Raw genomic sequence first — 24,842 nt, 5'->3', positions numbered from 1 at the left:
GGTGCCGGGAGCGGCTGCCTACGATTGCCGTCATTCACAACGACGATATCCGAAATGACTGCCATCGAACGAGGAGAGTTGCCGCCGCCTTGCACGCTGCAACTGCTGGCCCTGCTGAAGGAGGCCGAGCCGGCCACCATCGGCCATTTTCATGATCGCGGCTTCCTGCATGGGCGGATCCGGGCCATGACGGCGGTGGCGCGCAGCGTCGGCACCGCCGTCACCGTGCGTTGCGAGGGCTCGGACGGATCCATCCTGCATCACGCGCTGGGGCAGCTGCGGACCGGCGATTTCCTGTTCGTCGACCGCGCAGGCGACGAGACGATCGCGTGCATGGGAGGCGCCAGCATGCTGGCGGCGCGCCTTCGCGGTGTCGCAGGCGTGGTGGTCGATGGCTGCGTCACGGACATTGCGGAGCTGCGCGAGCTCGGCGTGCCGGTGTGGGCCCGCGGCCTGAGCGCCCGCACCACCCGCACCGGCGGGCAGTCGGGCAGCTTCTGCCGGCCAGTGGACTGCGGGGGCGTGCGCGTGCATCCCGGCGATGCCGTGCTGGCCGACGAGAACGGCGTTCTGGTGATGCCGCCCGACGAGGCGTGGGCCTTGGCCCGGAAGGCGATCGGGCTGCAACAGGCGGAGCAGCAGACGCTGTCACGGCTGCGCGCCGGCGAGTCCTATTCCGACGTGCTGGACACGCGCCTTGTTTTCCAGGAGGCAGAGGCATGACGGGCTCCCATCAGACCAGGCCGCCCGCCTTCGCGCCGATGGCGGAACTGTCGCGTGCCTTGCGAACCGGAGAGACCAGTTCGGTGATCCTCACGCGGGAGTGTCTTCGCCGCATCGCGGCGCACGACGCCGTCTTCAAGAGCTTCCTGGCGGTCTACGAAGAAGAGGCCCTGGCTGCGGCGGCCCTCGCCGACGAGGAGCTCCGCGCAGGCCACGACCGCGGCCCGCTGCACGGCATTCCGTTGGCACTGAAGGACCTGGTGGACATCCAAGGCAAGCCCACGACGGCGGGATCGCCGCTGCTGTCGGCCCACATCGCGCAGCGGGACGCAGCCATCGTTCGGCGCATTGCCGAGGCCGGCGGCGTCATCATCGGCAAGACCCACATGGTGCAGTTCGCGCTGGGCGCCTGGGGCACCAACACCCACATGGACACGCCACGCAATCCAGCGGGCCGCGCCACGGACACGCTGGTGGCAGGCGGCTCCAGCAGCGGATCGGCCGTGGCCGTGGCAGCCCACCTGGTGCCATGGGCGATCGGCTCCGACACCGGCGGCTCGGTTCGCGTACCCGCGGCCTTCTGCGGCATCGTGGGCTTCAAGCCGACCATCGACGCGCTGCCGCGCGAGGGCGTCTATCCGCTCAGCGAGAGCCTGGACAGCGTGGGCCTCATTGCCGCGTCGGTGCAGGATGCCCGGTTGTGCTTCGAGGCGTTCGTCGGTGCGCCCGGTTCGGGCCTGGACGCCCGCCGGCGGATCGGTGTCCTGGAGGCGGACGAACTCGCGCCACTCGCGCCGGCCGTCGCGCGATGCCATGCGCAGAGCCTGCAAAGGCTCGCGCAGGCGGGTTTCAGTCTGGTGCCGTTCCGGTTTCCGGTGTCGCTGGCGGCGTTCAAGGAACCCACCAACGCCATCATGATCGCCGAAGGCGCCTCGGTGAACGACAGGTTCCTGGACGACCCGGACGCGCCGATGGATCCGTCGGTGCGATCGCGGCTCCTCGCCGCCCGCGCGACCACGGCCGTGCAGTACCTGCAGGCCCAGGCCACCGCGTCGCGCTGGCAGCAGGCGTTCGCCGGCGAGATGGACAGGCTCGGGCTGTGTGCCATCGCCATGCCCGTCACGGCGATGACCGCGCCGCGGCTCGAGGACGTCGACCACAACGTGGCGCCGGTCCACTTCACCCGCCCGGTCAACCTGCTCGCGCTGTGCGGTATCTCGCTTCCCGCGGGTGAGGACGACGACGCACGGCCCATCGGGCTGCAACTGGTCGGGCGGGCGGGTGGCGATCACGCACTGCTGGGTGTCGCTGCCGAAGTCGCCGGCGCACTGCATCCGTCCCGAAATCCGCCGCCGGAGATGCGCAATGCTTAGCAAGCTGGCCGCCGTCCTGCTGGCATTCGTCGTCCCGTGCGCGGTGGCCCAGGACTACCCGCACAAGCCGGTGCGTCTGATTGTCCCGTTCCCTCCCGGCGGCAGCGTGGATCTGGTCGCGCGCCTGGTCGGCAAGAGCCTGCAGGATGCGCTGAAGCAGCCCTTCGTGGTCGACAACAAGCCCGGCGCCTCCGGCAACGTGGGCGCCGCCTACGTCGCCAAGGCGCCGCCGGACGGCTACACGCTGCTGGTCGGCAGCGCCGGTGTCTTTGCCGCCAACCAGTTCCTGTATGCCAATCCGCCCTTCGATCCGCTGCAGGCCTTTGCGCCCATCATGCGGATCGTTGATCAGCCCAACATCCTGGTCGTGGGCCACCAGTCGCCCGTTCACAGCGTCAGCGAGCTGATCGCGCTGGCCAAGGCACGCCCGGGGAAGTTGAGCTTCGGCAGCGCCAGCGTCGGTTCCGCCCAGCATTTCTCCACCGAGATCTTCATGCAGCAGGCCGGCGTGGAGCTCCTGCACGTTCCGTACAAGGGAGGCGCGCCGGCGCTCGTGGATCTGATGGGCGGGCAGATCGACATGCTGTTCGACACCTCGCCGACAGCCTTGCCCTACGCCAGGAGCGGCAAGCTGCGCGCGCTGGCCATCACCAGCCGCCAGCGCTCGCCGCTGCTGCCGGACGTTCCCACGATGAAGGAAGCAGGGCTGCCCGACTTCGAGGTCGTCACCTGGACCGGCATTGCCGCGCCGGCCGGGACACCCCGGGCCGTGATCGACAGGCTCAACGCCGCGATCAAGACCGCGCTGCGCGGCGAGTTGCGCAGGCAGCTCGAGGAGACCTCCCTCATTCCGGTCGGGGACTCGCCCGAGGCCTTCCGGGAGTTCATGCGCAAGGACGCGGACAGCTACGCCCGCCTGGTGAAGGCCGCGAAGATCACGCCCCAGTGATCTTGCAGGGCGGTCCGGACGACGAATTTCTCACTCTCTTGATTGGATGCTGATATGAAGATTGCCTTGATACGTGCTGCGTGTGGCCTCTCGCTGGCGATGGCAGGGCTGGCGTTTGCAGGGGACTACCCGGACAAGCCCATTCGCATCGTGGTTCCCTATCCGCCGGGCGGTGCATCCGACACGGTGTCCCGGTTGATCGGGCAGCAGCTGTCGCAGCGGCTCAAGCAGCCCGTCGTCGTCGAGAACAAGCCGGGTGCCACCGAACAGATCGCGGCCAGCTTCGTCGCCAAGGCGAGCCCGGACGGCTACACGATCCTGCTGGCCTCCACCGCGGGGCTTTCGGTCAATCCGACCCTCTACAAGGGACGCCTCGCCTACGACCCGGAAAAGGACCTCGCGCCGATCGTCATGGCCGTGACCCTTCCCAGCGTGGTCATGGTTCATCCTTCGCTGCCGGTCAATTCGTTCGACGAGCTCACGGCGTTCGCGCGGTCTTCGGCGACGCCGATCAACTACGCCTCCAGCGGCGCCGGCAACCCCAGCCACCTGGGCATGGAGCTGTACAAGCGCGCGGCGTCCATCGACATGACGCATGTGCCCTACAAGGGTGGAGCGCCCGCGCTTCAGGATCTGATGTCCGGCCAGGTGTCTGTGATGATGGCCATAGGTCCGGAGTCGATGCCGATGGCCAAGGCCGGCCGGATGAAGGCGCTCGCAGTCACCACGGCGAAGCGTTCGCCCGCCTATCCCGGATTGCCCGCAGTCTCCGAGACCAAGGGCTTTGCCAATTTCGAACTGCTGCACTGGTTTGCACTGCTGGCACCCGCCCGGACGCCCGACGCCGTCATTGCACTGCTGAACAGGAACGTGAACGACATCCTGAAGGACCCGGAGGTGAAGAACAAGCTGCTTGAAATGGGAATGGAGCTCGAAGGCGGCTCGCCGCAGCGATTGGCCGAAACGATCAAGCGGGACCGCCTCAAGTGGGAGAAAGTGATCGTCGAATCGAACATCAGGATCGATTGATCCGCGTGCCAACCAACATCATCCGAAAGAGAGAACCGACATGGTCTTTGCTGGCGAAGGCATCCTGATTTCATCGATGGAAGTGCTCCCGGAGGAGGAGGCCGACTTCAATGAGTGGTTCGACCGTGAGCATCTGGCCGAGAGAGTGGCAATACCTGGCTTTCTCGAGGCGAGACGGTATGAATCTGTGGGCACACCAACCCGCTACCTGCAGATCTACAACACCACCAGCTTCGATGTGCTGGACGGTGCGCCCTACAAGGCGGCCCTGGCGAACCAGACCGAGTGGTCGAATCACCACATTTCCCGATTCATCGCGCCGACGCGTGTGGTCGGACACCTGGTGCACAGCGCAGGGGTCGCGCGAGGCGTTGCAGTCGCATTGATACGGCTGCGACCTTCCGGCGATCCGGCCATGATGCCGGCGCTGGCGAGCGTTCTGAGCGTGCTTGATCAACCCGGCACGGCTTCGGTCCACTTTGTCGAAGCCGATGCCGGCCTTTCCAGGCCGGTGACGGCGGATTCTGGCTACGTGGGCAGTGAGGACTGCTACGTGCTCATCGAGTGCACGAGCGAGGCCGCAGCCGGGAAGATCATTGCCCGACTGGGAGCGTCAGTGGAGAAGTATGGAGAACTCATCGACGCGCGAGTTTTCCGGTATCGCATGGATATCGGCGCGTAAGACGACCCCCAGCGTGGGGTCCGTCGCGAAGGCGCTCGCGTCTCCCGGCTTTGCGGCAGGTGATGGTCATCGCCCTTGCTCATCCAGGCTTCAATTGGCGCAGCGCGCCTCGAGCGCGTCGATGAAGGCGCGGTCCCATCGGCCCTCCTTCATCGCGCGGATGGTTTCCGCTTCCGTCGCGAGGTGCGCGTGCGCCTTCTCGATCAGCAACTCGGCCTCGTCTGGCGCGAAAGCCATCAGCCCGTCCTGGTCGCCGACCACGATGTCGCCGGGATTGACGACCATTCCGCCGACCGACACCGGCACGTTGATCTCGCCGGGACCGTCCTTGTAGGGGCCGCGGTGGGTGACGCCTCGCGCGTAGACCGGAAACTCGCGCGCCCGGACCTCGGCCACGTCGCGGATCGCGCCGTCGATCACCACGCCCACAGTGCCGATGTGCGCGGCGTAGAACGAGAGGATGCCGCCGACCACCGCATTGTTGAGGTCGCCGCCGGCATCGATCACCAGCACGTCGCCGGGCCGGCAGAATTCGAGCGCGCGAAGATACGTGAGGTTGTCGCCCCCGCGCGAGCGCGCCGTGACGGCGGTGCCCGCCATGGTCCGGGCAGCGGGGCGGTGGTAGGGATGCAGGCCGGTGCTGCCGATGTTGCGGTGCATGTTGTCGCTCAGGGCCGCGACCGGGATCTCGCGCAATGCGGCGAGGATCTCGGGGGCCACCGGCGCGGCCGACGGATTCTTACGGATGGCTTTGTAGGGCATGGGTGTTCTCCTCGGGAGTTCCGGTGGGCGCTTCAGCGCAGGGCGGCCACGGCCCGCGCGATGCGCGTGCAGCCTTCTTCCAGCGTCTCGATGGCGGTGGCGATGGAGAGACGAAAGTAGGGCGACAGCCCGTAGGCGGTGCCCGCGACCACGGCCACGCCTTCGCTCTCGAGCAGGTACATCACCACGTCGCCGTCTTCGGCCAGGCGCTTGCCCTGGGGCGTGGTCTTGCCGATCAGGCCGCCGCAGTGGATGTAGAGGTAGAAGGCGCCGGGCGGCGGGGTGCAGCGCAGGCCGGGAATGCCGTTGATGAGCGCCAGGGTGCGGTCGCGGCGCTGCTTGTAGACGGCCACGCTCTCGGCCACGAAGTCCTGGTTGCCGTCGAGCGCCGCCGCGGCGGCCGCCTGGCTCACCGAGCAGCAGTTGCCGGTGGACTGCGACAGCAGCGTGTCCATCGCCCGGACCAGGTCCGTGGGGCCGGCCGCATAGCCGATGCGCCAGCCCGTCATCGCATAGGTCTTGGAGACGCCGTTGACCACCAGCGTGCGCCCGCGCAGCGCGGGCGCCACCACGAGCAGGTGCGGCGTCGGCTGGCCGTCGAAGCGGATGTGCTCGTAGATGTCGTCGGTCATCACCATCACCTGCGGATAGCGCTGCAGCACCTCGGCCAGCGCGCGGTATTCGTCGGCGGTGTAGCTGGCGCCGGTCGGGTTGCTGGGCGAGTTGATCAGCAGCCAGCGCGTGCGCGGCGTGATCGCGGCTTCCAGCTGCGCAGGCGTCAGCTTGAAGCCGTCGCTCTCGGGGCAGGCCACGGTGACCGGCGTACCTTCGCAGGCCAGCACCATGTCGGGGTACGACACCCAGTAGGGCGCGGGAATGATCACCTCGTCGCCCGGCTCCAGCGTGACGGCGAAGGCGTTGTAGATCGCGCTCTTGGCGCCGCTGGTGGCGATGATCTCGTTCATCGCGTAGCGCAGTCCGTTCTCGCGTTCGAGCTTGGCGGCGATGGCTTGGCGCAGCTCCACCGTGCCGGCCATCAGCGTGTAGCGCGTCGCGCCCTGCTCGATGGCGGCGGCGGCGGCCTGCCGGATGTGGGGCGGGGTGTCGAAGTCGGGCTCGCCCACCACGAGGTTCACGATCGACCTGCCCTGGCGGCGCAGCTCGTTGGCGCGGTCGGCGGCGGAGGTGCTGGGCGAGGGCTTGATGCGCCGCACGCGGGCGGCAATGCGGGAGGGCGTCACTTGTCTTCCTGGGTTGGGGATGGCATGGACCGAACGGTACGCACATCGATCCCGCGAGGCCAAGACGAGATTGCACTGGTTGTATAGGCGCAGCTTATGGTGGGTCCCGATGGCCGCTGCGCGGGGGCGGTGCTAGGCTCGGCTTTTGCTTGGGGACACGGCGTGAACCTGCGACGCCTCAAATATTTCGTGAAGATCGTGGACATCGGCAGCCTGACGCAGGCGGCCGAGGTTCTTTTCATCGCCCAGCCGGCGCTGAGCCAGCAACTGGCCACGCTGGAGGGCGAGGTGCGCCAGCAACTGCTCGTGCGCACCAAGCGCGGCGTCACGCCCACCGAGGCCGGCAAGGTGCTGTACCGGCATGCACAGATCATCCTGCGCCAGTGCGAGCAGGCCCGCGTGGACATGGAAGCGGCCGGCGAAGGACTGTCGGGCCAGGTGTCGGTGGGTCTTGCGCCCGGGACGGCGGCTTCTGCGCTGTCGCTGCCGCTGCTGCGCACCGTGCGTGCGCGCCACCCCGGCATCCTGCTCTACCTGAACGAGAACTACGGCACCACGCTGAGCGAGCTCATCATGAACGGCCGCATGGACCTGGCCGTGCTCTACGGCGACAAGGCGATCCACGGCCTGAGCTTCCTACCGCTGCTCAAGGAGCCGCTGTTCCTGGTCGGGCCGCGTGCCATGCCGGCGCCGGCGCAGCCGGTGAAGCTGGCCGACCTGCGCGACATCGAGCTCTTCCTGCCGCGCCCCTACAACGTGGTGCGCAAGCTGGTCGACGCGGCCTTCGTGCGCGCGGGCATGGTGCCGCGCGTGGTGGCCGAGATCGAATCGGCTTTCACGCTGACGGCTGCCATCGCCGACGGGCTGGGCGCCACCATCCTGCCGGCGTCGATGGCGCGCGAAGTGGTGGCGTCCTGCGGGGCCTGGCAGTTCCAGATCGTCGACCCGGTCATCGAGGCGCCGCTGGCGCTGTGCCAGTCGGACCACCTGCCGCTTTCGGAACCGGCGCAGGCGGTGAAGAGCATCCTGCTCGAACTCGTGGTCGACCTCGCAGGCACCTTCGCGGCCACGCCCGAACCCGAGCTGGCCGCGCTGTCGTAACGTGCCGTCATAAGCCGGCCTTATCCCGGCACAGCCATTCCGTCTTGGGCTTTGTGCCCGCGGCCCGTTACCTTTCATGCCTGCCGTCACGCGTTCGCGGAATGCGTCGGCCACCAAGGATGTTCTGTCGCCACAGGCAGGCCCGGCATGAAGCAGGAACAGATCAAGACGCTCATCGACGCACTCGCGGCTTCGGACCTCGCGGAGCTGGAGTACAGCGAAGACGGCAGCACGCTGCGGCTGGTGAAGCAATCGGCATCGAAGGGTGTGCCCGCCGTGCGGCGCCCGGCTGCTGCGCGCAAGGCGCCCGCCGCGGTGTCCGCGGACCCGGCGCTGCCGGCGGCGGCGGCCGAATGCCTCGCACCGCTCTACGGCGTGGTGCACCTGCAGCCCGCGCCGGGCGAGCCGCCCTTCGTGCAGCCGGGGCAGACCGTCGAGGCCGGCCAGATGCTCTGCGTGATCGAGGCCATGAAGATGTTCAACGAAGTCCGCGCCGACGCTGCCGCCACCGTGCAGGCCGTGCTGGTGCGTTCGGGCCAGGAAGTGGACGCAGGCCAGCCCCTGTTCCGCTTCGGATGAGGAAAGTCGCGCCATGTTCGATACCGTCCTCATTGCCAACCGCGGCGAGATCGCCTTGCGCATCCTGCGCGCCTGCCGCGGCCTGGGCCTCCGGACCGTGGTCGCGCATTCCGAGGCGGACAGCGAAGCCAGCTATGTCGCGCAGGCCGACCAGGCGCTGTGCATCGGGCCGTCCGCACCGGGGCAGAGCTACCTGAACCCCTCCGCGATCCTGTTTGCCGCCGAAGTCAGCGGTGCGCAGGCCATTCACCCGGGCTACGGCTTCCTGTCGGAGAACGCGGGCTTTGCCGCGCGCGTGGAGCAGGCCGGCCTGGTCTTCATCGGTCCCAGCGCCGCCTGCATCCGCACCATGGGCGACAAGGTCTCGGCCAAGCGCGCGATGCGCAAGGCCGGCGTGCCCTGCGTGCCGGGGCCCGACGAAGGGCTGCCGGAAGACCCGGCCGCCGTGCAGGCCATCGCGCGCGAGATCGGCTACCCGGTGATCGTCAAGGCCGCGGGCGGCGGCGGCGGGCGCGGCATGCGCGTGGTGCACGACGAAGCAGCGCTGCTGGATGCGATGGCGCTGACGCGCGAGGAAGCGCGCCAGGCCTTCGGCAACCCCGAGGTCTACATCGAGAAGTTCCTGCTGCACCCGCGCCATGTCGAGATCCAGGTGCTGGCCGACAGCCACGGCAACGCCGTATGGCTGGGCAGCCGCGACTGCTCGCTGCAGCGCCGCCACCAGAAGGTGATCGAGGAGGCGCCCGCGCCCGGCATCGACGACGCGCTGATGGCCGAGGTGGGCGAGCGCTGCGCGGCCGCCTGCCGGCAGATCGGCTACTGCGGCGTGGGCACCTTCGAGTTCCTCTACGAGAAGGGGGCCTTCTATTTCATCGAGATGAACACCCGCCTGCAGGTCGAGCACCCGGTGACCGAGATGACCGCGGGCATCGACATCGTGCAGCAGCAGTTGCGCATGGCACGCGGCGAGCGCCTTTCGCTGGTGCAGCGCGAGGTGCGGTGCCAGGGCCACGCGATCGAGTGCCGCATCAACGCCGAGCACCCCGACACCTTCGCGCCGTCTCCGGGGCGCATCACCGGCTGGCAGGTGCCGGGCGGCTTCGGCGTGCGTGTCGATTCGCATGCCACCGCCGGCTACCGCGTGCCGCCTTACTACGACTCGATGATCGCCAAGCTGATCGTGCACGGCAGCACGCGCGACGATGCGCTCGACCGCATGCGCCTCGCGCTCGCCGAGATGCGCGTCGACGGCATCGCGACCAACGTGCCCCTGCACCGCGAGCTGCTGCGCGACGAAGGCTTTGCCGCCGGTGGCGTGGACATCCACCACCTCGAGCGCTGGCTCCAGCAAAGGAGCGCCGCGTGATCGCGCAACGGCCATCGATCAGCCTGCTGGGCACGACCGCGCTGATCTTCGAAGCGCCGGGCGAGATGAACCTGACCTCGCAGCAGCGCATCTGGGCGCTGGCGCACGAGACCCAGGCCTGGCCGGAGATTCGCGAAGCCGTGCCGGGCATGAACAACCTGATGCTGACCTTCCTGCGCCCGCCGCGCGGCCTCGGTGCGCTCGCAGCCCTGGAGGCGCGCCTGCGCGATGCGTGGGAGGCGGCTGTCGCGCTGCCGCGGGAAGGCCGGGTGGTCGAGCTGCCCGTGGTCTATGGCGGCGCGGGCGGCCCGCACATGGCCGACGTGGTGGCGCACACCGGCCTGAGCGTCGAGCAGATCGTCGAGCTGCACAGCGCGCCGCTCTATCCGGTGTACGCGCTCGGCAGCCATCCGGGCTACTGCTACCTGGGCGGCATGGACGCGCGCATCGCCACGCCGCGCCGCAAGGTGCCGGTGCTGAGCATTCCGGGCGGCGCGGTGTCGATCGGCGGTGCGCAGACCGGCGTGTCGGCCTCGGCCGGGCCCAGCGGCTGGAACACCATCGGCAGCACCTCGATGTGCTTCTTCGATCCCGCGCAGGACCCGCCCGCGGCGCTGCAGCCGGGCGACATGATCCGTTTTCGCGTGGAGGGCATCGTCCGATGATCGAAGTACTTTCCTCGGCCGCGCTCGCCACCGTGCAGGACCTGGGGCGCACCGGCAGCCTGCGCTGGGGCGTCGGCACCTCGGGCGCCATGGACAACCTGGCGCTCGCGGCCGGCAACCTGCTGCTGGGCAATGCGCTCGATGCGGCCGGTATCGAAGTCCCGGTGTTTCCCTTCAAGGTGCGTTTCGGCGAGGACCGCGCCTTCGCGCTGACCGGCGCCGATTGCGCGGCGCGGCTGGACGACCAGCCGCTGCTGCCGTGGTGGGTGCACCAGGCGCGGGCCGGGCAGGTGCTGACGCTGGGCCTGCCGCAAGGCGGCGCGCAGCGCGGTAGCCGCGCCATGCTGTGCCTGGCCGGCGGGGTCGACGTGCCCGAGGTGCTGGGCTCGCGCAGCACGCAGCTGCGCGGCGCCTTCGGTGGCCACGAAGGGCGTGCGCTGCGCCGGGGCGACGTGCTGCGCGCCGCCGGTGCGGGTTCTGCGTGCAAGACCGGCTTCGGCCTCGTGCCGCCCGCGCTCATGCTGCCGCTGCAGCAGGGCGGCGTCGCGGCGGTGCGCGTGCTGCCGGCGGCGGAGTACTTGGGGTTCGAACCGGCATCGCGCGCCGCCTTCTGGGCCGGCGAATGGAAGATCACCTCCCAGAGCGACCGCTACGGCTACCGCCTCGAAGGCGAGGCGCTGCGCCCCATCGCGCCGATGGAGCTGCGCTCGCACGGCATCGTGCCCGGCGTGATCCAGGTGCCGCACAGCGGGCAGCCGATCATCCAGATGCGCGATGCCCAGCCCTCGGGCGGCTACCCCAAGTTCGGCACGGTGATCGAGGCCGACATGTGGCGCCTCGGCCAGGCGCCGATCGGCAGCCGCGTGCGCTTCATCGAAACCACCTGGGACGAAGCGCTGGCCGCGCTCGACGAAGTCCGCGCGTGGCTCGACAAGGTGGCGCGCATGGTGGAACTGCACCGCGGTGCGCCTGTGTCCGCGGGAAGGCACTGAGATGAAAACGCTCCTTCCGCTTCTTCTTTTTGTCTGTGAAGTGCGCGGTTCAGGGCGCGATCCCGCCGACGGGGTACCTTGCTCCGCGAATGTCCCCCGGCCTGCGGCCTCCTCCTTTATTTCGCTGCGCAAGGCACCCCATCGACGCGATCGTTATGCGCGGCAGTCGTTGATCGGCCAGCACAGCGACCGCGTCCATCGTGCACAGGGCATCGGGTGCTCCCCGCAGCGAAATAAAGGAGGAGGGGGCGCAGCCCCCGGGGGACATTCGCGGAGGGGAGTACCCGGTGTCCTGTGCACGCACCCCGGAAGAAACTGACATGCAGGACACCGCACTGCGTACCTCACAGCTGGCCGCCTGGCTGGCCGGCACCGGCATCGGCTTGCTCGAGCTGCGCACGCCGCAGGGCACGCTGCGCCTCGAACGGCAAGGCGATGACATCGTGGAGTTGTCGGCGGAAGAAGCCGAACCAGAGCCCTTGTCGATCCACGCCCCCTCGGTCGGCGTGTTCCTGCACAACCATCCGCTGGCCGCCGCGCCGCTGGTGCGCATCGGCCAGCGCGTGGACGCCGGCCAGGCCGTCGGCCTGCTGAAGATCGGCCCGCTGCTGCTGCCCGTGACCGCGCCGCAGGCCGGCATCGTCGACGGTATCCACGTGGCCGACGGCCTCGCGGTCGGCTACGGCGCGCCGCTGGTCGACCTGCACCCCCTCTGACGAACGAGAGAAGGCCCCCCCATGGACATCGACCTGAACGCAGACCTCGGCGAAGGCTTCGGCCCCTGGCGCATGGGCGAGGACGAGGCGCTGCTGGACATCGTCTCTTCCGCCAACGTGGCCTGCGGCTTCCATGCGGGCGACCCGGTCATCATGGACCGCACCGTGCGCATGGCGCGCGCGCGGGGCGTCGATGTGGGGGCGCACGTGGGCTTTCCCGACCTGCTCGGGTTCGGCCGCCGGCCGATGCAGATCGAGCCGAAGGAACTCGTCGCCTACGTCCTCTACCAGCTGAGCGCGCTGGACGGCATGGCGCGCACCGCCGGCCACCGCATGACGCACATGAGCTTTCACGGCGCGCTCGGCAACATGGCCGCCGCCGACGCCGCGCTCGCCGAGCCGCTGGTGCGCGCGGTGGCGGATTTCGATCCGAGGCTCATCGTCAGCACTTCCGCGAGCCGCGCCATCGAGGACGCTGCCGCGCGCTGCGGCCTGCGCGTGCGCACCACCTTCCTGGCCGACCGCGCCTGCGACGACGACGGCCTGCTGGTGCCGCGCAAGCTGCCTGGTTCTGTGATCCACCACCAGGGCGCGGTGCTGGCGCGGGTGCGCCAGCTGCTGGAGGAGGGCACGGTCACCAGCTACAGCGGCAGGAAGATCCCGATGCGCGCACATTCGATCCTGCTGCACGGCGACACGCCCGGCGCGGTGGAACTGGCCCGTGCGGTGCGCGGCGTGGTCGAGCGGGCCGGACGCGTGGTGCCCATCTCGAAGCAGCCGGACTAGCCCGGACATGGTGCTTACCCTAGGCCGCGCGCACGAACACGGGGCAACATAAGGGCGGCTTATTGCTCCACAGCCATTCCGTCTTGGCGCCGCGAGGAAGCGCTCGATACAGTGAATTCAACGCAAAGCAAGCAAGACAGCGATCTCCAGTTCCAACGAAAGAAGCAAAGATGCCCTTCTCTGACTACAAGACCGCGCTGGTGACGGGGGCCTCCTCGGGCATCGGCGCCGCCGTCGTCGAGCGCCTCTGCAAGGAAGGCCTCGAGGTCCACGCGCTGGCGCGCAGCGCCGACAAGCTGGCCGAGCTGGCAGCGCGCACCGGCTGCATCCCGCACGCCATCGACGTGAGCGACCTTGCCGGCATCACCCGCCTCACGCAGGAGGTCGAGTTCGACGTGCTGGTCAACAACGCCGGCGTGGACCGCCCCGGCTCCATCCTCAAGGCCGACGCCGAGGGCATCGACCTGCTGGTCGACGTGAACCTGCGCGCCGTGCTGCACCTGTGCCGCCTCGTGGTGCCCGGCATGGCCGCGCGCGACCGGGGCCACGTGGTCAACATCAGCTCCATTGCCGCGGCCTACAACTTCGGCGGCAACAGCACCTACCACGCCACCAAGGCGGCCGTGAGCATGCTGTCGCGCCAGCTGCGCATCGACGTCTTCGGCAAGCGCGTGCGCGTGACCGAGATCTGCCCGGGCCGCGTGGCCACCGACATCTTCGCGCACGTGCACGGCGACTCCGAAGAGACCTACAAGCGCTTCGTCGAAGGCTACGAGCTGCCGCAGGCCGAGGACATCGCGAACGCCATCGCCTTCGCGATTGCGGCGCCCATCGCGGTCAACGTGGGCCACATGGAAATCACGCCCACGCTGCAGGTGCCCGGCGGGCTGTCGACCGCGCGGCCGGACGCGCCGCAGGCCTGAGCGCCCCTCACGCCACGTCAAGGAACAGCGCATGAAGGACTTCGACCTGCTCGCGATCCTGCTGAAGCCGGAGTTCGGTGCGATGCTCTGGCACGGCCTGCAGGAGACGCTGAAGATCGCGGCCGGTTCCTGGCTGCTGGCCATGGCCATGGCGGTCGTGCTGCTGGTCGTGCGCCTCACGCCGAGCCGGCTGGCCGAACGCGTGGTGGCCGGCTATGTCTCCTATCACCGCAACGTGCCGACACTGGTGCAGCTCATGCTCTGGTACTTCGGCATCTTCAGCCTCCTGCCCGATGCGCTGCAGGGCTGGCTGTCGGCGCACAACGCGGAGACGATTCTCTCGATCATCGCGCTCGGGCTCTGCCAGGCGGCCTATTTCAGCGAGGACATGCGCTCGGGCCTGCGCTCGATCCCGGCCGGGCAGGCCGAGGCCGCACGCGCGCTCGGCCATGGCTACATCGGTTCGATGCGCCACGTGATGCTGCCGCAGGCCATCCGCAACGCGGTGCCGGCACTGGTGAACCACAGCGTGTCGCTGTTCAAGAACAGCAGCCTGGCCATGGCCATCGGCGTGGCCGAGCTGACCCATGCGGTGAAGGAAATCGAGAGCCAGAGCTTTCGCACCTTCGAGGCCTACAGCATGGCGACGGTGCTGTACCTGGTGTGCTCGCTGCTCATCATGGCCGTGGGCGGCTGGCTGTCGCGGCGCTACCGCATCGTCGGAGCGAGGTAAGAAGCCATGTTCAGCGTCTATGAAATCCTTCGCGACAACTGGCTGCTGCTGCTCGTCGGCCAGTACCCCAGCGGGCCGCTCGGCGGCATCGTCGCCACGCTGATCCTGTCGGTGCTGGGCATCGTGCTGGCGTTTCCGCTGTCGGTGCTGCTGGCGCTGGCGCGGCTGTCGCCCTGGCGCCTGCTGCGCTGGCCGGCCACGGTGCTGGTCTACGTGGTGCGCGGCGTGCCGCTCTTGATGGTGATCCTGTGGGTCTATTTCCTGGTACCGATCCTGATCGGGCGGGACGTGTCGGGCTTCACCACCATGCTGTGCACGCTGGTGATCTACGAGGGCGCCTACCTGTCGGAGGTGGTGCGCGCCGGCATCCAGGCCCTGCCCAAGGGCCAGACCGAGGCGGCGCGCGCGCTCGGCCACAGCCACCTCGGCACGATGTGGTTCGTGATCCTGCCGCAGGCGCTCTACAACATGCTGCCGAGCATGCTGAGCCAGTTCATCTCCACCATCAAGGAGACCACGCTGGGCTACGTCATCAACGTGCAGGAGCTGACCTTCGCGGCCAACCAGATCAACAACCAGCTGCTGACCAAGCCGTTCCAGGTGTTCTTCATCCTGGCGATGACCTACTACGCCGTCTGCTTCAGCCTGACGCAGCTCGCGCAATGGCTGGAGCGGCGCATCGCCCACAAGCGGCTCGGCGCCGTCTTGGTGAAGACGTCCGAAGACGGTGTCTCGCTGCCGCCGCCCGCGGTGGTGAATCCATGAGCCCGCGCCCAGCGGCCATCGCCCCCAAGACCAGGAGACAGCGCCATGAACCCCGTTCCACGCCCCCCAGGGGATGACACCATGATCCTGTTCTCCAACATCAACAAATGGTATGGCGACTACCAGGCGCTCGCCGACGTCAACGCCGAGGTGAAGAAGGGCGAGGTGGTGGTGGTCTGCGGGCCTTCGGGCTCGGGCAAGTCCACGCTGATCCGCACCGTCAACCGGCTGGAGGAAGTGAAGTCGGGGCAGCTGCTGTTCGACGGCCACGACATCCATGCGCCCATGAGCAGCGCGGCGCTCAACAAGCTGCGCAGCCGCATCGGCTTCGTGTTCCAGAGCTTCAACCTGTTTCCGCATCTCTCGGTGCTGGAGAACATCATGCTGTCGCCGATGCGGGTGCTGGGCGTGAAGCGGTCCGACGCGAAGGCGAGGGCGGCGCAGCTGCTCGATCGCGTAGGCCTGTCGAGCAAGGCAGGCGCCTACCCGGCCCAGCTGTCGGGCGGGCAGCAGCAGCGCGTGGCCATTGCCCGCGCGCTCGCCATGGAGCCGCCCGCGATGCTGTTCGATGAGCCGACCAGCGCGCTCGACCCCGAGATGGTGGGCGAGGTGCTGTCGGTGATGCGTGGCCTGGCCCACGACGGCATGACCATGATGTGCGTCACGCACGAGATGAACTTCGCCCGCGAGGTGGCCGACCGCGTCTGGTTCATGGACGCCGGCCGGATCCTCGAGAAGGCCGACCCCGAAACCTTCTTCAAGAGTCCGCAGCATCCGCGCGCGCAGCGCTTCCTGTCGGACCTGCGCGCGCACTGATGCTTGTTTTTTTCCCCTCCCCCGCATCTCCTCAGGAGCTCACCATGTCGAACAGAAACGTCTTCCGCCTCACCACGATCGGGACCTGTCTTTGCGCCGCCTCTCTCCTGGCGCATGCCGACCAGTGGAGCGACATCAGCGCGCGCAAGGAGCTGCGCTGCGGCACCTTCGCCGATGTGCCGCCGTTCGCCGCACCCGATCCGAAGACACGCGAGATGGTGGGCCACGACGTGGACCTGTGCCACGCGCTGGCCAAGGAACTCGGCTTGACGGCCAAGGTCACGCCGCTGTCGGTCGAGGCACGCGTGCCCGAGGTCAAGCTCGGGCGCGTCGACGTGACCATTGCCAATCTGGCCTACACCAAGAGCCGCGGCGAACAGATCCAGTTCAGCGACCCGTACTACGTGGCCAAGGAAATGCTGGCGGTGAAGGCTTCCGACCCCGGAACGGCAAAGGCCGACTTCAAGGGCAAGCGCCTGAGCTCGACCAAGGGCTCGACTTCCGAGCTGTCGATCAAGATGAACGGCTCGGAACCGGTGACCTTCCAGGACACGGGGTCGGCCTTCATGGCAGTACAGCAGAACAAGTCGGTCGGCATGGTCGCGAACACCATGACCATCACCAAGCTGGTCAACCAGTCGAAGACCGAGGGCGTCGCGCTGAAGATGATCAAAGAGCCGATGGTGCTGCAGCCCATCGGAATCGGCATGAAGAAGGACGAGCCGGTGCTGCTGGCCAAGGTGAACGCCGCGCTCTACGCGCTGGAGAAGTCGGGTGAGCTCGACAAGCTCTGGGCGAAGTGGCTCGGGCCGAACACCGAATACAAGATGGTGCGTGAGGAAAAGGTCACGCCGCTGGCCGACCTCAAGTTCGAACTCCTGCCCTGAACGTTCGCGGTCCTTGCCTCGTGACGCCCCGGTGAGCTTCGCTCCATCCCGCTTTCGGGCGCTCACGGGCTATGCCGTGTGGCCAGATGCGGCAGCTGGTGCTTGAGGCTACATTTTTCAGACCAAGAAAAGCCGGCATTCCCTGGGTTGAACAAGCGCCGGCAATCGGAGGACTGAATGCCGCTCTTGTTCCTGCTGAGGCTGCAGCACACGCTGCTGCCCGTCCGAGTCGCCCTTCCGGAGGAAGTGCGGATCGTCTCGGTGCTTGTGGCCACCGGACTGATCGAGGCCGAGTTCGCACCCGTGAAGCCCACCGGCCGGGATGCCGCATCGCGCATCGCGACGGTGAGGCGCATCACCGAGGAAGGCCTTGCCGAGCTCGCCAAGATGAACGACGCGCCCAAGTTCGTGAAGACCTCGATGCAGTTCGCGCGCGGATTGCGCTTGATGTAGGGACTGCCTGCGGCTCAGGCCTGCCACGGCAGCCCGCGCATCCGCTCGCGCTTCTCTTCCTCGTCGAAGTGCGCGAGCGAGGGCTTGATCAGGTCGCTGCGCGCCACGATGCCCACCAGCTCGAGCGACTGCGCGTCCTTCACGACCGGCAGCCGCTCGAGCCGATGGCGTGCGAGCCGCGTGGCCACCGCGCGGCAGTTCTCGCCCGGCATCGCAAAGAACAGCGGCACGTCGGCGCATGCGTCGCCCACGGTGGCAATGGGATCGCGCGTGCCGCACGCAGCCAGCATCCCGCGGTCCGCCACGCCGATCACCGCGCCGTTGCGCACCACGGGAAATGCACGGTGGGCCTGGCCGTCGCCGAAATGCTCGAACAGCGCCCGCGCCACCGGCAGGGCCGCGTCGATGCTGTGCACCTCGCGCGTCATGACCTCTTCCACGGCGTGCCGCTCGAGCGGATCGACGCCGTATTCGCGGTAGATGTGATAGCCGCGGCGCGCGATCTTCTCGGTGAGGATCGAACGGCGCATGGTCAGCACCGTGAAGCCGTAGGCCACGGCCGACGTGGTCAGCAGCGGCAGCAGCGCATTGCTGTCGTGCGTGAGCCCGAAGGCGAAGATGGTGGCGGTGAGCGGCGCGCGCATCACGCCGCCCAGCGTGGCTGCCATGCAGACCAGCGGCCACAGCATCGGATCGTTGCCGGGCAGCACGTGCGAGAGCACCACGCCCAAGCCCGCGCCCATCATCAGGAGCGGCGCGAGCACGCCGCCCGAAGTGCCCGACCCCAGCGAGATGACCCAGATCAACGCCTTCACCGCCAGCAGCGCGGCCACCACGCCGAGTGCGAGATGGTTGTGCAGCAGGTCGCCGATCACGTCGTAGCCCACGCCCAGCGCACGCGGCTCGAAGTAACCGCCGATGCCCACCGCCAGGCCGCCGATCGCCGGCCACCACATCCAGTGGATCGGCAGCTTGCCGAACAGGTCCTCGACCTTGTAGAGCGAGATCGAGAGCGAGGCCGAGAGCGCGCCGCACAGAAGCCCCGCGGCCACGCACGAGAGCATCGCGAGCGGGCCGGGCACCGCCGTCTGCAGCGGGAACAGCGGGCCGGCATCCATCAGCAGCGGGCGCGTGAAACCCGCCACCGCGCAGGCCACGGCCACCGGCAGCAGGCTGCGCGGCCGGAGTTCGAACAGCAGCAGTTCGACGGCCAGCAGCACGGCCGCCACAGGGGTGCCGAACACGGCCGTCATGCCCGCGGTGGCGCCCGCCACCAGCAGCGCCTTGCGCTCCGCGGCCGTGAGGTGGAAATGCTGCGCGATCAGCGAACCGATGGCGCCCCCGGTCATGATGATCGGCCCTTCGGCGCCGAACGGGCCGCCGCTGCCGATCACGATGCCCGAGGACAGCGGCTTGAGCAGCGCGACCTTCGGCGACATCTTGCTCTTGCCGAACAGGATCGCCTCGATCGCCTCGGGAATGCCATGGCCGCGGATCTTGTCGGAGCCGTAGCGCGCGACCAGGCCGACGATCAGCCCGCCGATCACCGGCACCACGATGCCCCAGGCACCCAGCGTGTGCCCGGCCGGCGAGCGGTCCACCAGGGAAAAGGTCTGGAAGAAGAACAGGTTGGTGAAGAAGCGGATCAGGTCGAGCAGCACGCGCGCGGCCACGGTGCTGACCGCCCCGATGACGACGGCCATGACAGTGATGCGCAGCAGGCGCGCATTGAGGGCGAAGTCGCCGCGGGGCAGGTGGGAGGCTGGGGTCATGGCTGTTCGGGAGGGTCGATCTGCCTCATCCGAGGCCAGCCTTCAAATATATCATTTCATGACATATCAGCCTCACCCCCTCCCATTGCGAACCCCGCAGCGGCCTGCTAAGCGCCGCCCCTGCTGACGAGCGCCACCACCTTGGCCAGTTCGGCCACCTGGTCCGCGTGCAGCGCGGCAAGGCGCTCGAGCTTCCTGCGCCCCGCGGCCAGCAGGTGGACTTCGACCTGGCGCCGGTCCGTGTGGCTGGGCTTGCGCTTGACGAGGCCGGCCTCCTCGCAGCGCGAGACGAGGGCCACCACGCCGTGGTGCTGGGCCTGCAGGCGATCGGCGATCTCGCTGATCGTGGCCCATTCGCGGCCGGGAAAGCCCTGGGTGTGGAGCATCAGCTGGTATTGAAGGACGGTGATGCCTTCCTCCCGCGCGGCGTCCTCGCTGAAGCGAAGGAAGCTGCGCAGCCTGAATCTGAAATCTGACAGTGCCTCGAAATGCTGCTTTTCGATGGATCCCCGTTGGCTGGCCATGAACGTTCCAAGAATGAGTGTGCGAACGGAAGGCAATGTAGCAGCCGGCCCGATCCGATGCAGGGTAATTACTCACAGTGTGATGCAATAAACCTCATAACATGATGCATCTGACTTGAACCTGACCTGTGCGATGCCGTCTGCCTGCTCGGCATGCCGCGCGCACTTCCCCGTTGTCGCTGCCGTTGCCCGTGCACCTGTGCGGGCTTCCGTATCCATTCCATTCGAGAAAGAGAAAGATTGCGTATGCAGATCAAGAGCCAGAAGACCTTCTTCTCGGGCATCATGTTCACCTGCGTGGGGGCGGCGTTCGCGCTGGGCGCCGCCAACTACAACGTCGGGAGTGCGGCCCGCATGGGGCCGGGCTACTTCCCGCTGATCGTCGGCGCGCTGCTGACGCTGCTGGGCCTGGTGGTGATCGCCACCGCCTTCGCGGGCCCCACGTCCGACGGCGAGCCGGTCGGAAAGATCGCATGGAAGCCGCTCGGCTTCATCATCGGCGCCAACCTGCTGTTCGGCATCCTGCTGGCGGGCCTGCGCAGCATCGGCCTGCCCGCCATGGGCCTGATCCTCGCCATCTATGCACTCGTGATCGTGGCCTGCATGGCCGGTGCCAACTTCTCGATGAAGCTGTCGCTGGTGCTTGCGACCGTGCTGGCCATCGGCAGCTACCTGACCTTCATCGTGGGGCTCAAGCTGCAGTTCCAGGTGTGGCCCACCTTCATCACCGGCTGAACGCGAGGCACCACCCATGATGGATCTGATCAACCACCTGTCGCTCGGCTTCTCCACCGCGGTGACGCTGCAGAACCTGGTCTATGCGTTCATCGGCTGCCTGCTGGGCACGCTGATCGGCGTGCTGCCGGGCATCGGCCCGACGGCCACCATCGCGATGCTGCTGCCGGCCACCTATGCGCTGCCGCCCGTGGCCGCACTCATCATGCTCGCGGGCATCTACTACGGCTCGCAATATGGCGGCTCCACCACCGCCATCCTGGTCAACCTGCCGGGCGAATCCTCGTCCGTGGTCACGGTGATCGACGGCCACCAGATGGCCAAGCGGGGGCGCGGCGGACCGGCGCTCGCGGCCGCCGGCCTGGGCTCGTTCTTCGCGGGCTGCGTGGGCACGCTGATCCTTGCCGCGTTCGCGCCGCCGTTGACCGAGATCGCCTTCAAGTTCGGCCCGGCCGAGTATTTCTCGCTGATGGTGCTGGGCCTGATCGGCGCAGTGGTGATGGCCTCGGGCTCCTTGCTCAAGGCCATCTGCATGATCATGGTGGGCCTGCTGCTGGGCCTGGTCGGCACCGACGTGAACTCCGGCGTGGCGCGCTACAGCTTCGACATTCCGGAACTGACCGACGGCCTGGGCTTCATCGCGATCGCGATGGGCGTCTTCGGCTACGGCGAGATCATTGCCAACCTGGCCCGGCCCGAGGACGAGCGCGAGGTGTTCACGGCCAGCGTCACGGGCCTGATGCCCACCAAGGAGGACTTCAAGCGCATGTTCCCGGCCGTGCTGCGCGGCACGGCGCTGGGCTCGTCGCTGGGCATCCTGCCGGGCGGTGGTGCCACGCTGTCGGCCTTTGCGGCCTACACGCTCGAAAAGAAAATCAAGCTCAAGGCGGGCGAGGTGCCCTTCGGCAAGGGCAACATCCGCGGCGTGGCCGGCCCGGAAGCCGCGAACAACGCGGGCGCGCAGACCTCCTTCATCCCGATGCTGACGCTGGGCATTCCGCCCAACCCGGTGATGGCCCTCATGGTGGGCGCCATGACGATCCACAACATCCAGCCGGGCCCGCAGGTGATGACCAGCAACCCGGAACTGTTCTGGGGGCTGATCGCCTCGATGTGGATCGGCAACCTGATGCTGGTGATCCTGAACCTGCCGCTCATCGGCCTGTGGATCAAGCTGCTGACCATTCCCTACCGGTGGCTGTTCCCCGCGATCGTGCTGTTCTGCGCGATCGGCGTGTACTCGACCAACAACAACGTGTTCGACATCTGGCTGGTGGCGATCTTCGGTGTCGTGGGCTACACCTTCATCAAGCTCGGATGCGAGCCGGCGCCGCTGCTGCTCGGCCTCATCCTGGGGCCGATGATGGAAGAGAACCTGCGGCGCGCGCTGCTGCTCTCGCGCGGCGACTGGAGCGTGTTCGTCTCGCGGCCGATTTCCGCGGGGCTGCTGGCAGGGGCGGTGGCGCTGCTGCTGATCGTGCTCCTGCCCTCGATCAGATCGAAGCGCGAAGAGGCGTTTGTCGAGGAAGCGGGTTAGCCCGCAGCGATCCAACGGAAAGCCAGGAGCCGCCCATGTCCAGTTCCCGCCAGGCTTCGGCACCCGAATCCGCGGCGGTGCTGCACCGGCCGGTGTGCGAGCTGCTCAAGTGCAGCCTCCCCCTGGTGCTGGCCGGCACAGGCGGCGCGGCCGGGCCGGAACTGGTCGCGGCCGTGACGCAGGCCGGCGGCTTCGGCTTCCTCGACATGTCGGAAGCGCCGCCTGCGCGTATCCGCGAGGAGGTGCTGGCGGTGCGGGCGCACACAGACCGGCACTTCGGCGTCGAAATGAATCCGGCGGGCACGGAGCCGGCGCTGCTCGGCGCACAGATTGCTGCCTGCATCGAACTGCGCGTACCGATGGCCGGGCTGCTCGGCGCACCGTCCAGGACCGCCGTGCGGCAGCTTCGCGAAGCCGGGGTGGTGGTGGCCTGCCACGTCTCATCGGTGAGCGCCACGTGCGAAGCAGAAGGTGCCGGGGCACAGATCCTGATCGTGCAGGGCCGGGAGGCCGGTGACCCTGCGCGCGGCGCGCAACCCCTTGCAGCCATCCTCGCGGATGTGCTGGCGCTCGCATCGGTTCCGGTGCTCGCGGCGGGCGGCATCGCCGATGGAACGGACATCGCCGCCGCGCTGGCCGCGGGCGCGCAGGGCGCCGTTCTGGGTGCCGCGGCGCTGCAGGCGGGCGCGGGCGAAGGCCAGGCCGAAGGCGCGGCGCCGCTGGAGACGATCGCCAGCGCCAGGAGCCGCCTGCAACAGCTCGCATCGGATGCCGCGGCCTCGCTGCGGGGCCGGGCACTGCGCTTTCCTGAACGCGTGATGCTGTCGTCGCCGGTCTGCTATGCCGACGAACTCGATGCGGCCTACAGGTCCGTGCGCGATCGATGACCCGGGAACGCGCCGGCCGGGCGAGAAAAGGCAGGTGGCGGTCCAGCCGCGCCATCGGGAAAAAATAACTGAAACGCGGCGCAGGGCTGCTTCATCCAATGGGAAAGAGAAGCACACATGTCCCACGCCGCCCCCTCTCCACTGGCCGCACTGGCGAGCCCCGCACAGGGCTCCGACCGCGAGCTTGCGGCGCGCGCCGCGCAAGGCGATGCGCCGGCCTTCGAGTGCATCATGCGGCGCCACAACCAGCTGCTGTTCCGCACGGCGCGCAGCATCCTGAAGAGCGACGAGGAAACCGAAGACGCGCTGCAGGACAGCTACCTGCGTGCCTGGCGCGCCATCGGCAGTTTCCGCGACGATGCGCAGCTCTCGACCTGGCTGGTGCGCATCGTGATCAATGAGGCCCTCGGGGCGCCTGCGGCGCCGCGGTGCACAGGTGATTCCGCTCGACGGTACCGCCGCGCCCGGCCTCGATGAAAACGAGCCCGAATCGGCGGCCGCCGACGATCCCGACAAACAACCGGAACGCCACGCCATGCGGGAAGAACTTCGGCGGCTGATGGAGCGCCGCATCGATCGCCTGCCCGATGCCTACCGCACCGTCTTCATGCTGCGGGCGGTCGAGGAGATGAGCGTCGAGGAAACGGCGGCGGCCCTCGCGCTGCCCGAAGCCACCGTGCGCACCCGCTTCTTCCGCGCGCGCAGCCTCTTGCGCGAAGGCCTGTCCCGCGACATCGACGTGGCCGTGGGCGACGCATTCTCATTCGACGGCGCACGCTGCAATCGCATCGTGGCGCGTGTGCTGGCGAGCCTGGCCGACGAGCGGGAATCACCCCGCCCCTGAGGCTTCCACCCACGAGGAAAACCACCATGTCCTTCTTTCAAATGACTTCTCCCGTCGCTGCGCGGCGCATGTTCCTCGGCCAGTCGGGGCTCGTGCTGTCCGGTGCCGCGGTCGCGCTGCTGGCCGGCCGCGATGCCCTGGCTGCCAAGGCCGGCGGCGCTACCGGCAACGACGTGCAGATCCTCAACACCGCACTCGCCGCCGAACTCGAGGCCATCGCGGCCTACCAGGCCGGCGCCGAAAGCAAGCTGCTCGAGAAGCCCGTGCTCGACCTGGCCCTGAGCTTCCAGGGCCACCACAAGGAGCATGCGGACCTGCTCTCCAAGACGGTGGCCAAGCTCGGCGGCCATGCCATGGCCCCCAAGGCCAGCTACGGCTTTCCGCTGGAGCAGCTGAAATCGCAGGCCGACGTGCTGCGCTTCGCAGCCAGGCTCGAGCAGGGCGCCGTGAGCGCCTACCTGGGCGCCGTTCCCCTGTTCGGCAATCGCGATCTTTCGAAGGCCGCCGCGAGCATCCTGGGCGACGAGGCCATGCACTGGGCCGTGCTGCGGCAGGCGCTCGGCGAAACACCCGTGCCTTCGGCCTTCATGTCATGAGCTCAGGCCGGTGGCTCCTTGCGGCGGCCGCCGCGCTGGCCGCGGCCGCGCACGCGTGGGCCTCGCCTGACGCCGTGCGCGGCGAGCAGGTCTACGCGCGCTGCCTGGCCTGCCATGCGCTCGCGGTCGACCGCGTCGGGCCCAGGCACTGCGGCCTGTTCGGCCGGCTGGCCGGCAGCGTGCCCGGTTTCGCCTATTCGGAGGCCCTGAAGAAATCGAAGATCGTCTGGAACGACAAGACGCTCGACCGCTTCCTGGCCAAGCCATTGGCCATGGTGCCCGGCACCGCCATGACCTACGACGGCGTGCCCGACCCCGCGGAGCGCGCGGACCTGATCGCCTACCTCCGGCGTGCCAATGAAGCGCCGCCATGCAGCGGGCGCGCACGCGAATGAACGCCAGGGCC

Annotated in this window: 27 protein-coding genes and 1 pseudogene; 24 read left to right on the top strand and 4 right to left on the bottom strand. The window is 68.3% G+C overall.

The window, feature by feature from the left end; translation table 11 throughout:
* The first annotated feature begins 54 nt into the window (after positions 1-54).
* From IB278_RS16850 to IB278_RS16830, 5 genes are read left to right on the top strand one after another with little or no spacing between them, the layout of a single operon-like run.
* Positions 55-723 (top strand): RraA family protein, encoded by a 669-nt coding sequence (locus IB278_RS16850; RefSeq protein ID WP_192324346.1) that lies wholly within the window; start codon positions 55-57, stop codon positions 721-723.
* Positions 720-2,096 carry an amidase gene (locus tag IB278_RS16845; RefSeq protein WP_192324344.1) on the top strand — a complete coding sequence of 459 codons (1,377 nt, stop codon included), beginning with the start codon at positions 720-722 and terminating at the stop codon, positions 2,094-2,096. Before IB278_RS16850 ends, IB278_RS16845 begins: the two co-directional genes overlap by 4 nt.
* Entirely contained in the window at positions 2,089-3,045 is a 957-nt protein-coding gene (locus IB278_RS16840; RefSeq protein WP_192324342.1) for a Bug family tripartite tricarboxylate transporter substrate binding protein, read from the top strand. The genes IB278_RS16845 and IB278_RS16840 overlap by 8 nt, the downstream gene beginning before the upstream one ends.
* Before the next feature lie 54 nt (positions 3,046-3,099).
* Positions 3,100-4,074 carry a Bug family tripartite tricarboxylate transporter substrate binding protein gene (locus tag IB278_RS16835; RefSeq protein WP_192324340.1) on the top strand — a complete coding sequence of 325 codons (975 nt, stop codon included), beginning with the start codon at positions 3,100-3,102 and terminating at the stop codon, positions 4,072-4,074.
* Between the two features lie 40 nt (positions 4,075-4,114).
* The gene (locus IB278_RS16830) at positions 4,115-4,756 is read left to right on the top strand and encodes an antibiotic biosynthesis monooxygenase family protein (protein WP_145746876.1); all 642 of its coding nucleotides are present in this window, start codon (positions 4,115-4,117) and stop codon (positions 4,754-4,756) included.
* Positions 4,757-4,846: 90 nt separating this feature from the next.
* Here the strand turns inward: IB278_RS16830 and IB278_RS16825 are convergent, their stop codons facing one another.
* Complete coding sequence (locus IB278_RS16825) at positions 4,847-5,518, bottom strand: RraA family protein (RefSeq protein WP_192324338.1); 672 nt, start codon at positions 5,516-5,518, stop codon at positions 4,847-4,849.
* Between the two features lie 32 nt (positions 5,519-5,550).
* Positions 5,551-6,759 (bottom strand): aspartate transaminase, encoded by a 1,209-nt coding sequence (locus tag IB278_RS16820; RefSeq protein ID WP_192324336.1) that lies wholly within the window; start codon positions 6,757-6,759, stop codon positions 5,551-5,553.
* Positions 6,760-6,921: 162 nt separating this feature from the next.
* Between IB278_RS16820 and nac the strand changes: the two genes are divergently transcribed.
* The 13 genes from nac to IB278_RS16755 all read left to right on the top strand — a co-directional run bounded on the left by nac (position 6,922) and on the right by IB278_RS16755 (position 17,541).
* On the top strand, positions 6,922-7,860 hold the full coding sequence (gene nac / locus IB278_RS16815; protein ID WP_021004122.1) for a nitrogen assimilation transcriptional regulator NAC: 939 nt from the start codon (positions 6,922-6,924) through the stop codon (positions 7,858-7,860).
* Between the two features lie 147 nt (positions 7,861-8,007).
* Positions 8,008-8,439 (top strand): acetyl-CoA carboxylase biotin carboxyl carrier protein, encoded by a 432-nt coding sequence (locus IB278_RS16810; protein WP_192324334.1) that lies wholly within the window; start codon positions 8,008-8,010, stop codon positions 8,437-8,439.
* A gap of 13 nt (positions 8,440-8,452) precedes the next feature.
* A complete protein-coding gene (gene accC, locus IB278_RS16805; protein ID WP_192324332.1) occupies positions 8,453-9,805 on the top strand; it encodes an acetyl-CoA carboxylase biotin carboxylase subunit in 1,353 nt (450 codons plus the stop codon).
* Positions 9,802-10,470 (top strand): 5-oxoprolinase subunit PxpB, encoded by a 669-nt coding sequence (gene pxpB / locus IB278_RS16800; protein WP_192324330.1) that lies wholly within the window; start codon positions 9,802-9,804, stop codon positions 10,468-10,470. Before accC ends, pxpB begins: the two co-directional genes overlap by 4 nt.
* Positions 10,467-11,462 carry a biotin-dependent carboxyltransferase family protein gene (locus IB278_RS16795; protein WP_192324328.1) on the top strand — a complete coding sequence of 332 codons (996 nt, stop codon included), beginning with the start codon at positions 10,467-10,469 and terminating at the stop codon, positions 11,460-11,462. Before pxpB ends, IB278_RS16795 begins: the two co-directional genes overlap by 4 nt.
* 320 nt (positions 11,463-11,782) lie before the next feature.
* Positions 11,783-12,178, top strand: a complete 396-nt coding sequence (locus tag IB278_RS16790; protein ID WP_192324326.1) for an acetyl-CoA carboxylase biotin carboxyl carrier protein — start codon at positions 11,783-11,785, stop codon at positions 12,176-12,178.
* Positions 12,179-12,199: 21 nt separating this feature from the next.
* Positions 12,200-12,964 carry a LamB/YcsF family protein gene (locus tag IB278_RS16785; protein WP_192324324.1) on the top strand — a complete coding sequence of 255 codons (765 nt, stop codon included), beginning with the start codon at positions 12,200-12,202 and terminating at the stop codon, positions 12,962-12,964.
* Positions 12,965-13,134: 170 nt separating this feature from the next.
* The gene (locus tag IB278_RS16780) at positions 13,135-13,887 is read left to right on the top strand and encodes an SDR family oxidoreductase (RefSeq protein ID WP_192324322.1); all 753 of its coding nucleotides are present in this window, start codon (positions 13,135-13,137) and stop codon (positions 13,885-13,887) included.
* Positions 13,888-13,918: 31 nt separating this feature from the next.
* Complete coding sequence (locus tag IB278_RS16775; RefSeq protein ID WP_192324320.1) at positions 13,919-14,620, top strand: amino acid ABC transporter permease; 702 nt, start codon at positions 13,919-13,921, stop codon at positions 14,618-14,620.
* 6 nt (positions 14,621-14,626) lie between these two features.
* Entirely contained in the window at positions 14,627-15,385 is a 759-nt protein-coding gene (locus IB278_RS16770; RefSeq protein WP_192324318.1) for an amino acid ABC transporter permease, read from the top strand.
* 81 nt (positions 15,386-15,466) lie between these two features.
* Positions 15,467-16,201, top strand: coding sequence for an amino acid ABC transporter ATP-binding protein (locus tag IB278_RS16765; RefSeq protein WP_192324316.1), 735 nt, complete (start codon positions 15,467-15,469; stop codon positions 16,199-16,201).
* Between the two features lie 44 nt (positions 16,202-16,245).
* Positions 16,246-17,088 (top strand): ABC transporter substrate-binding protein, encoded by an 843-nt coding sequence (locus IB278_RS16760; RefSeq protein WP_192324314.1) that lies wholly within the window; start codon positions 16,246-16,248, stop codon positions 17,086-17,088.
* A gap of 177 nt (positions 17,089-17,265) precedes the next feature.
* A complete protein-coding gene (locus IB278_RS16755; RefSeq protein WP_192324312.1) occupies positions 17,266-17,541 on the top strand; it encodes a hypothetical protein in 276 nt (91 codons plus the stop codon).
* A 14-nt stretch (positions 17,542-17,555) separates the two neighbouring features.
* Here the strand turns inward: IB278_RS16755 and IB278_RS16750 are convergent, their stop codons facing one another.
* Both IB278_RS16750 and IB278_RS16745 read right to left on the bottom strand, forming a co-directional pair.
* Positions 17,556-19,313, bottom strand: coding sequence for a chloride channel protein (locus IB278_RS16750; protein ID WP_192324310.1), 1,758 nt, complete (start codon positions 19,311-19,313; stop codon positions 17,556-17,558).
* Positions 19,314-19,420: 107 nt separating this feature from the next.
* Positions 19,421-19,837 carry a MarR family winged helix-turn-helix transcriptional regulator gene (locus IB278_RS16745; RefSeq protein WP_145746807.1) on the bottom strand — a complete coding sequence of 139 codons (417 nt, stop codon included), beginning with the start codon at positions 19,835-19,837 and terminating at the stop codon, positions 19,421-19,423.
* 246 nt (positions 19,838-20,083) lie between these two features.
* On the opposite strand from IB278_RS16745, the gene IB278_RS16740 reads away from it, so the two are divergent.
* The 6 genes and pseudogenes from IB278_RS16740 to IB278_RS16715 all read left to right on the top strand — a co-directional run bounded on the left by IB278_RS16740 (position 20,084) and on the right by IB278_RS16715 (position 24,831).
* On the top strand, positions 20,084-20,572 hold the full coding sequence (locus tag IB278_RS16740; protein WP_192324308.1) for a tripartite tricarboxylate transporter TctB family protein: 489 nt from the start codon (positions 20,084-20,086) through the stop codon (positions 20,570-20,572).
* A gap of 19 nt (positions 20,573-20,591) precedes the next feature.
* Positions 20,592-22,109: a tripartite tricarboxylate transporter permease gene (locus tag IB278_RS16735; protein WP_026283938.1), complete on the top strand. Its 1,518-nt coding sequence runs from the start codon at positions 20,592-20,594 to the stop codon at positions 22,107-22,109.
* A gap of 35 nt (positions 22,110-22,144) precedes the next feature.
* Positions 22,145-22,996 (top strand): nitronate monooxygenase, encoded by an 852-nt coding sequence (locus tag IB278_RS16730; RefSeq protein WP_192324306.1) that lies wholly within the window; start codon positions 22,145-22,147, stop codon positions 22,994-22,996.
* A gap of 117 nt (positions 22,997-23,113) precedes the next feature.
* A pseudogene (locus IB278_RS16725) lies at positions 23,114-23,840 on the top strand (RNA polymerase sigma factor).
* A gap of 26 nt (positions 23,841-23,866) precedes the next feature.
* Positions 23,867-24,436 (top strand): ferritin-like domain-containing protein, encoded by a 570-nt coding sequence (locus tag IB278_RS16720; RefSeq protein ID WP_192324304.1) that lies wholly within the window; start codon positions 23,867-23,869, stop codon positions 24,434-24,436.
* Positions 24,433-24,831 (top strand): c-type cytochrome, encoded by a 399-nt coding sequence (locus tag IB278_RS16715; protein ID WP_192324302.1) that lies wholly within the window; start codon positions 24,433-24,435, stop codon positions 24,829-24,831. The genes IB278_RS16720 and IB278_RS16715 overlap by 4 nt, the downstream gene beginning before the upstream one ends.
* Positions 24,832-24,842 lie beyond the last annotated feature (11 nt).

This window comes from Variovorax sp. VRV01 (genome assembly GCF_014852545.1).
Lineage (GTDB): Bacteria > Pseudomonadota > Gammaproteobacteria > Burkholderiales > Burkholderiaceae_C > Variovorax > Variovorax beijingensis_A.
Note: the sequence above shows the minus strand (reverse complement) of the source record. Positions and strands in the feature narration are given on the sequence as shown.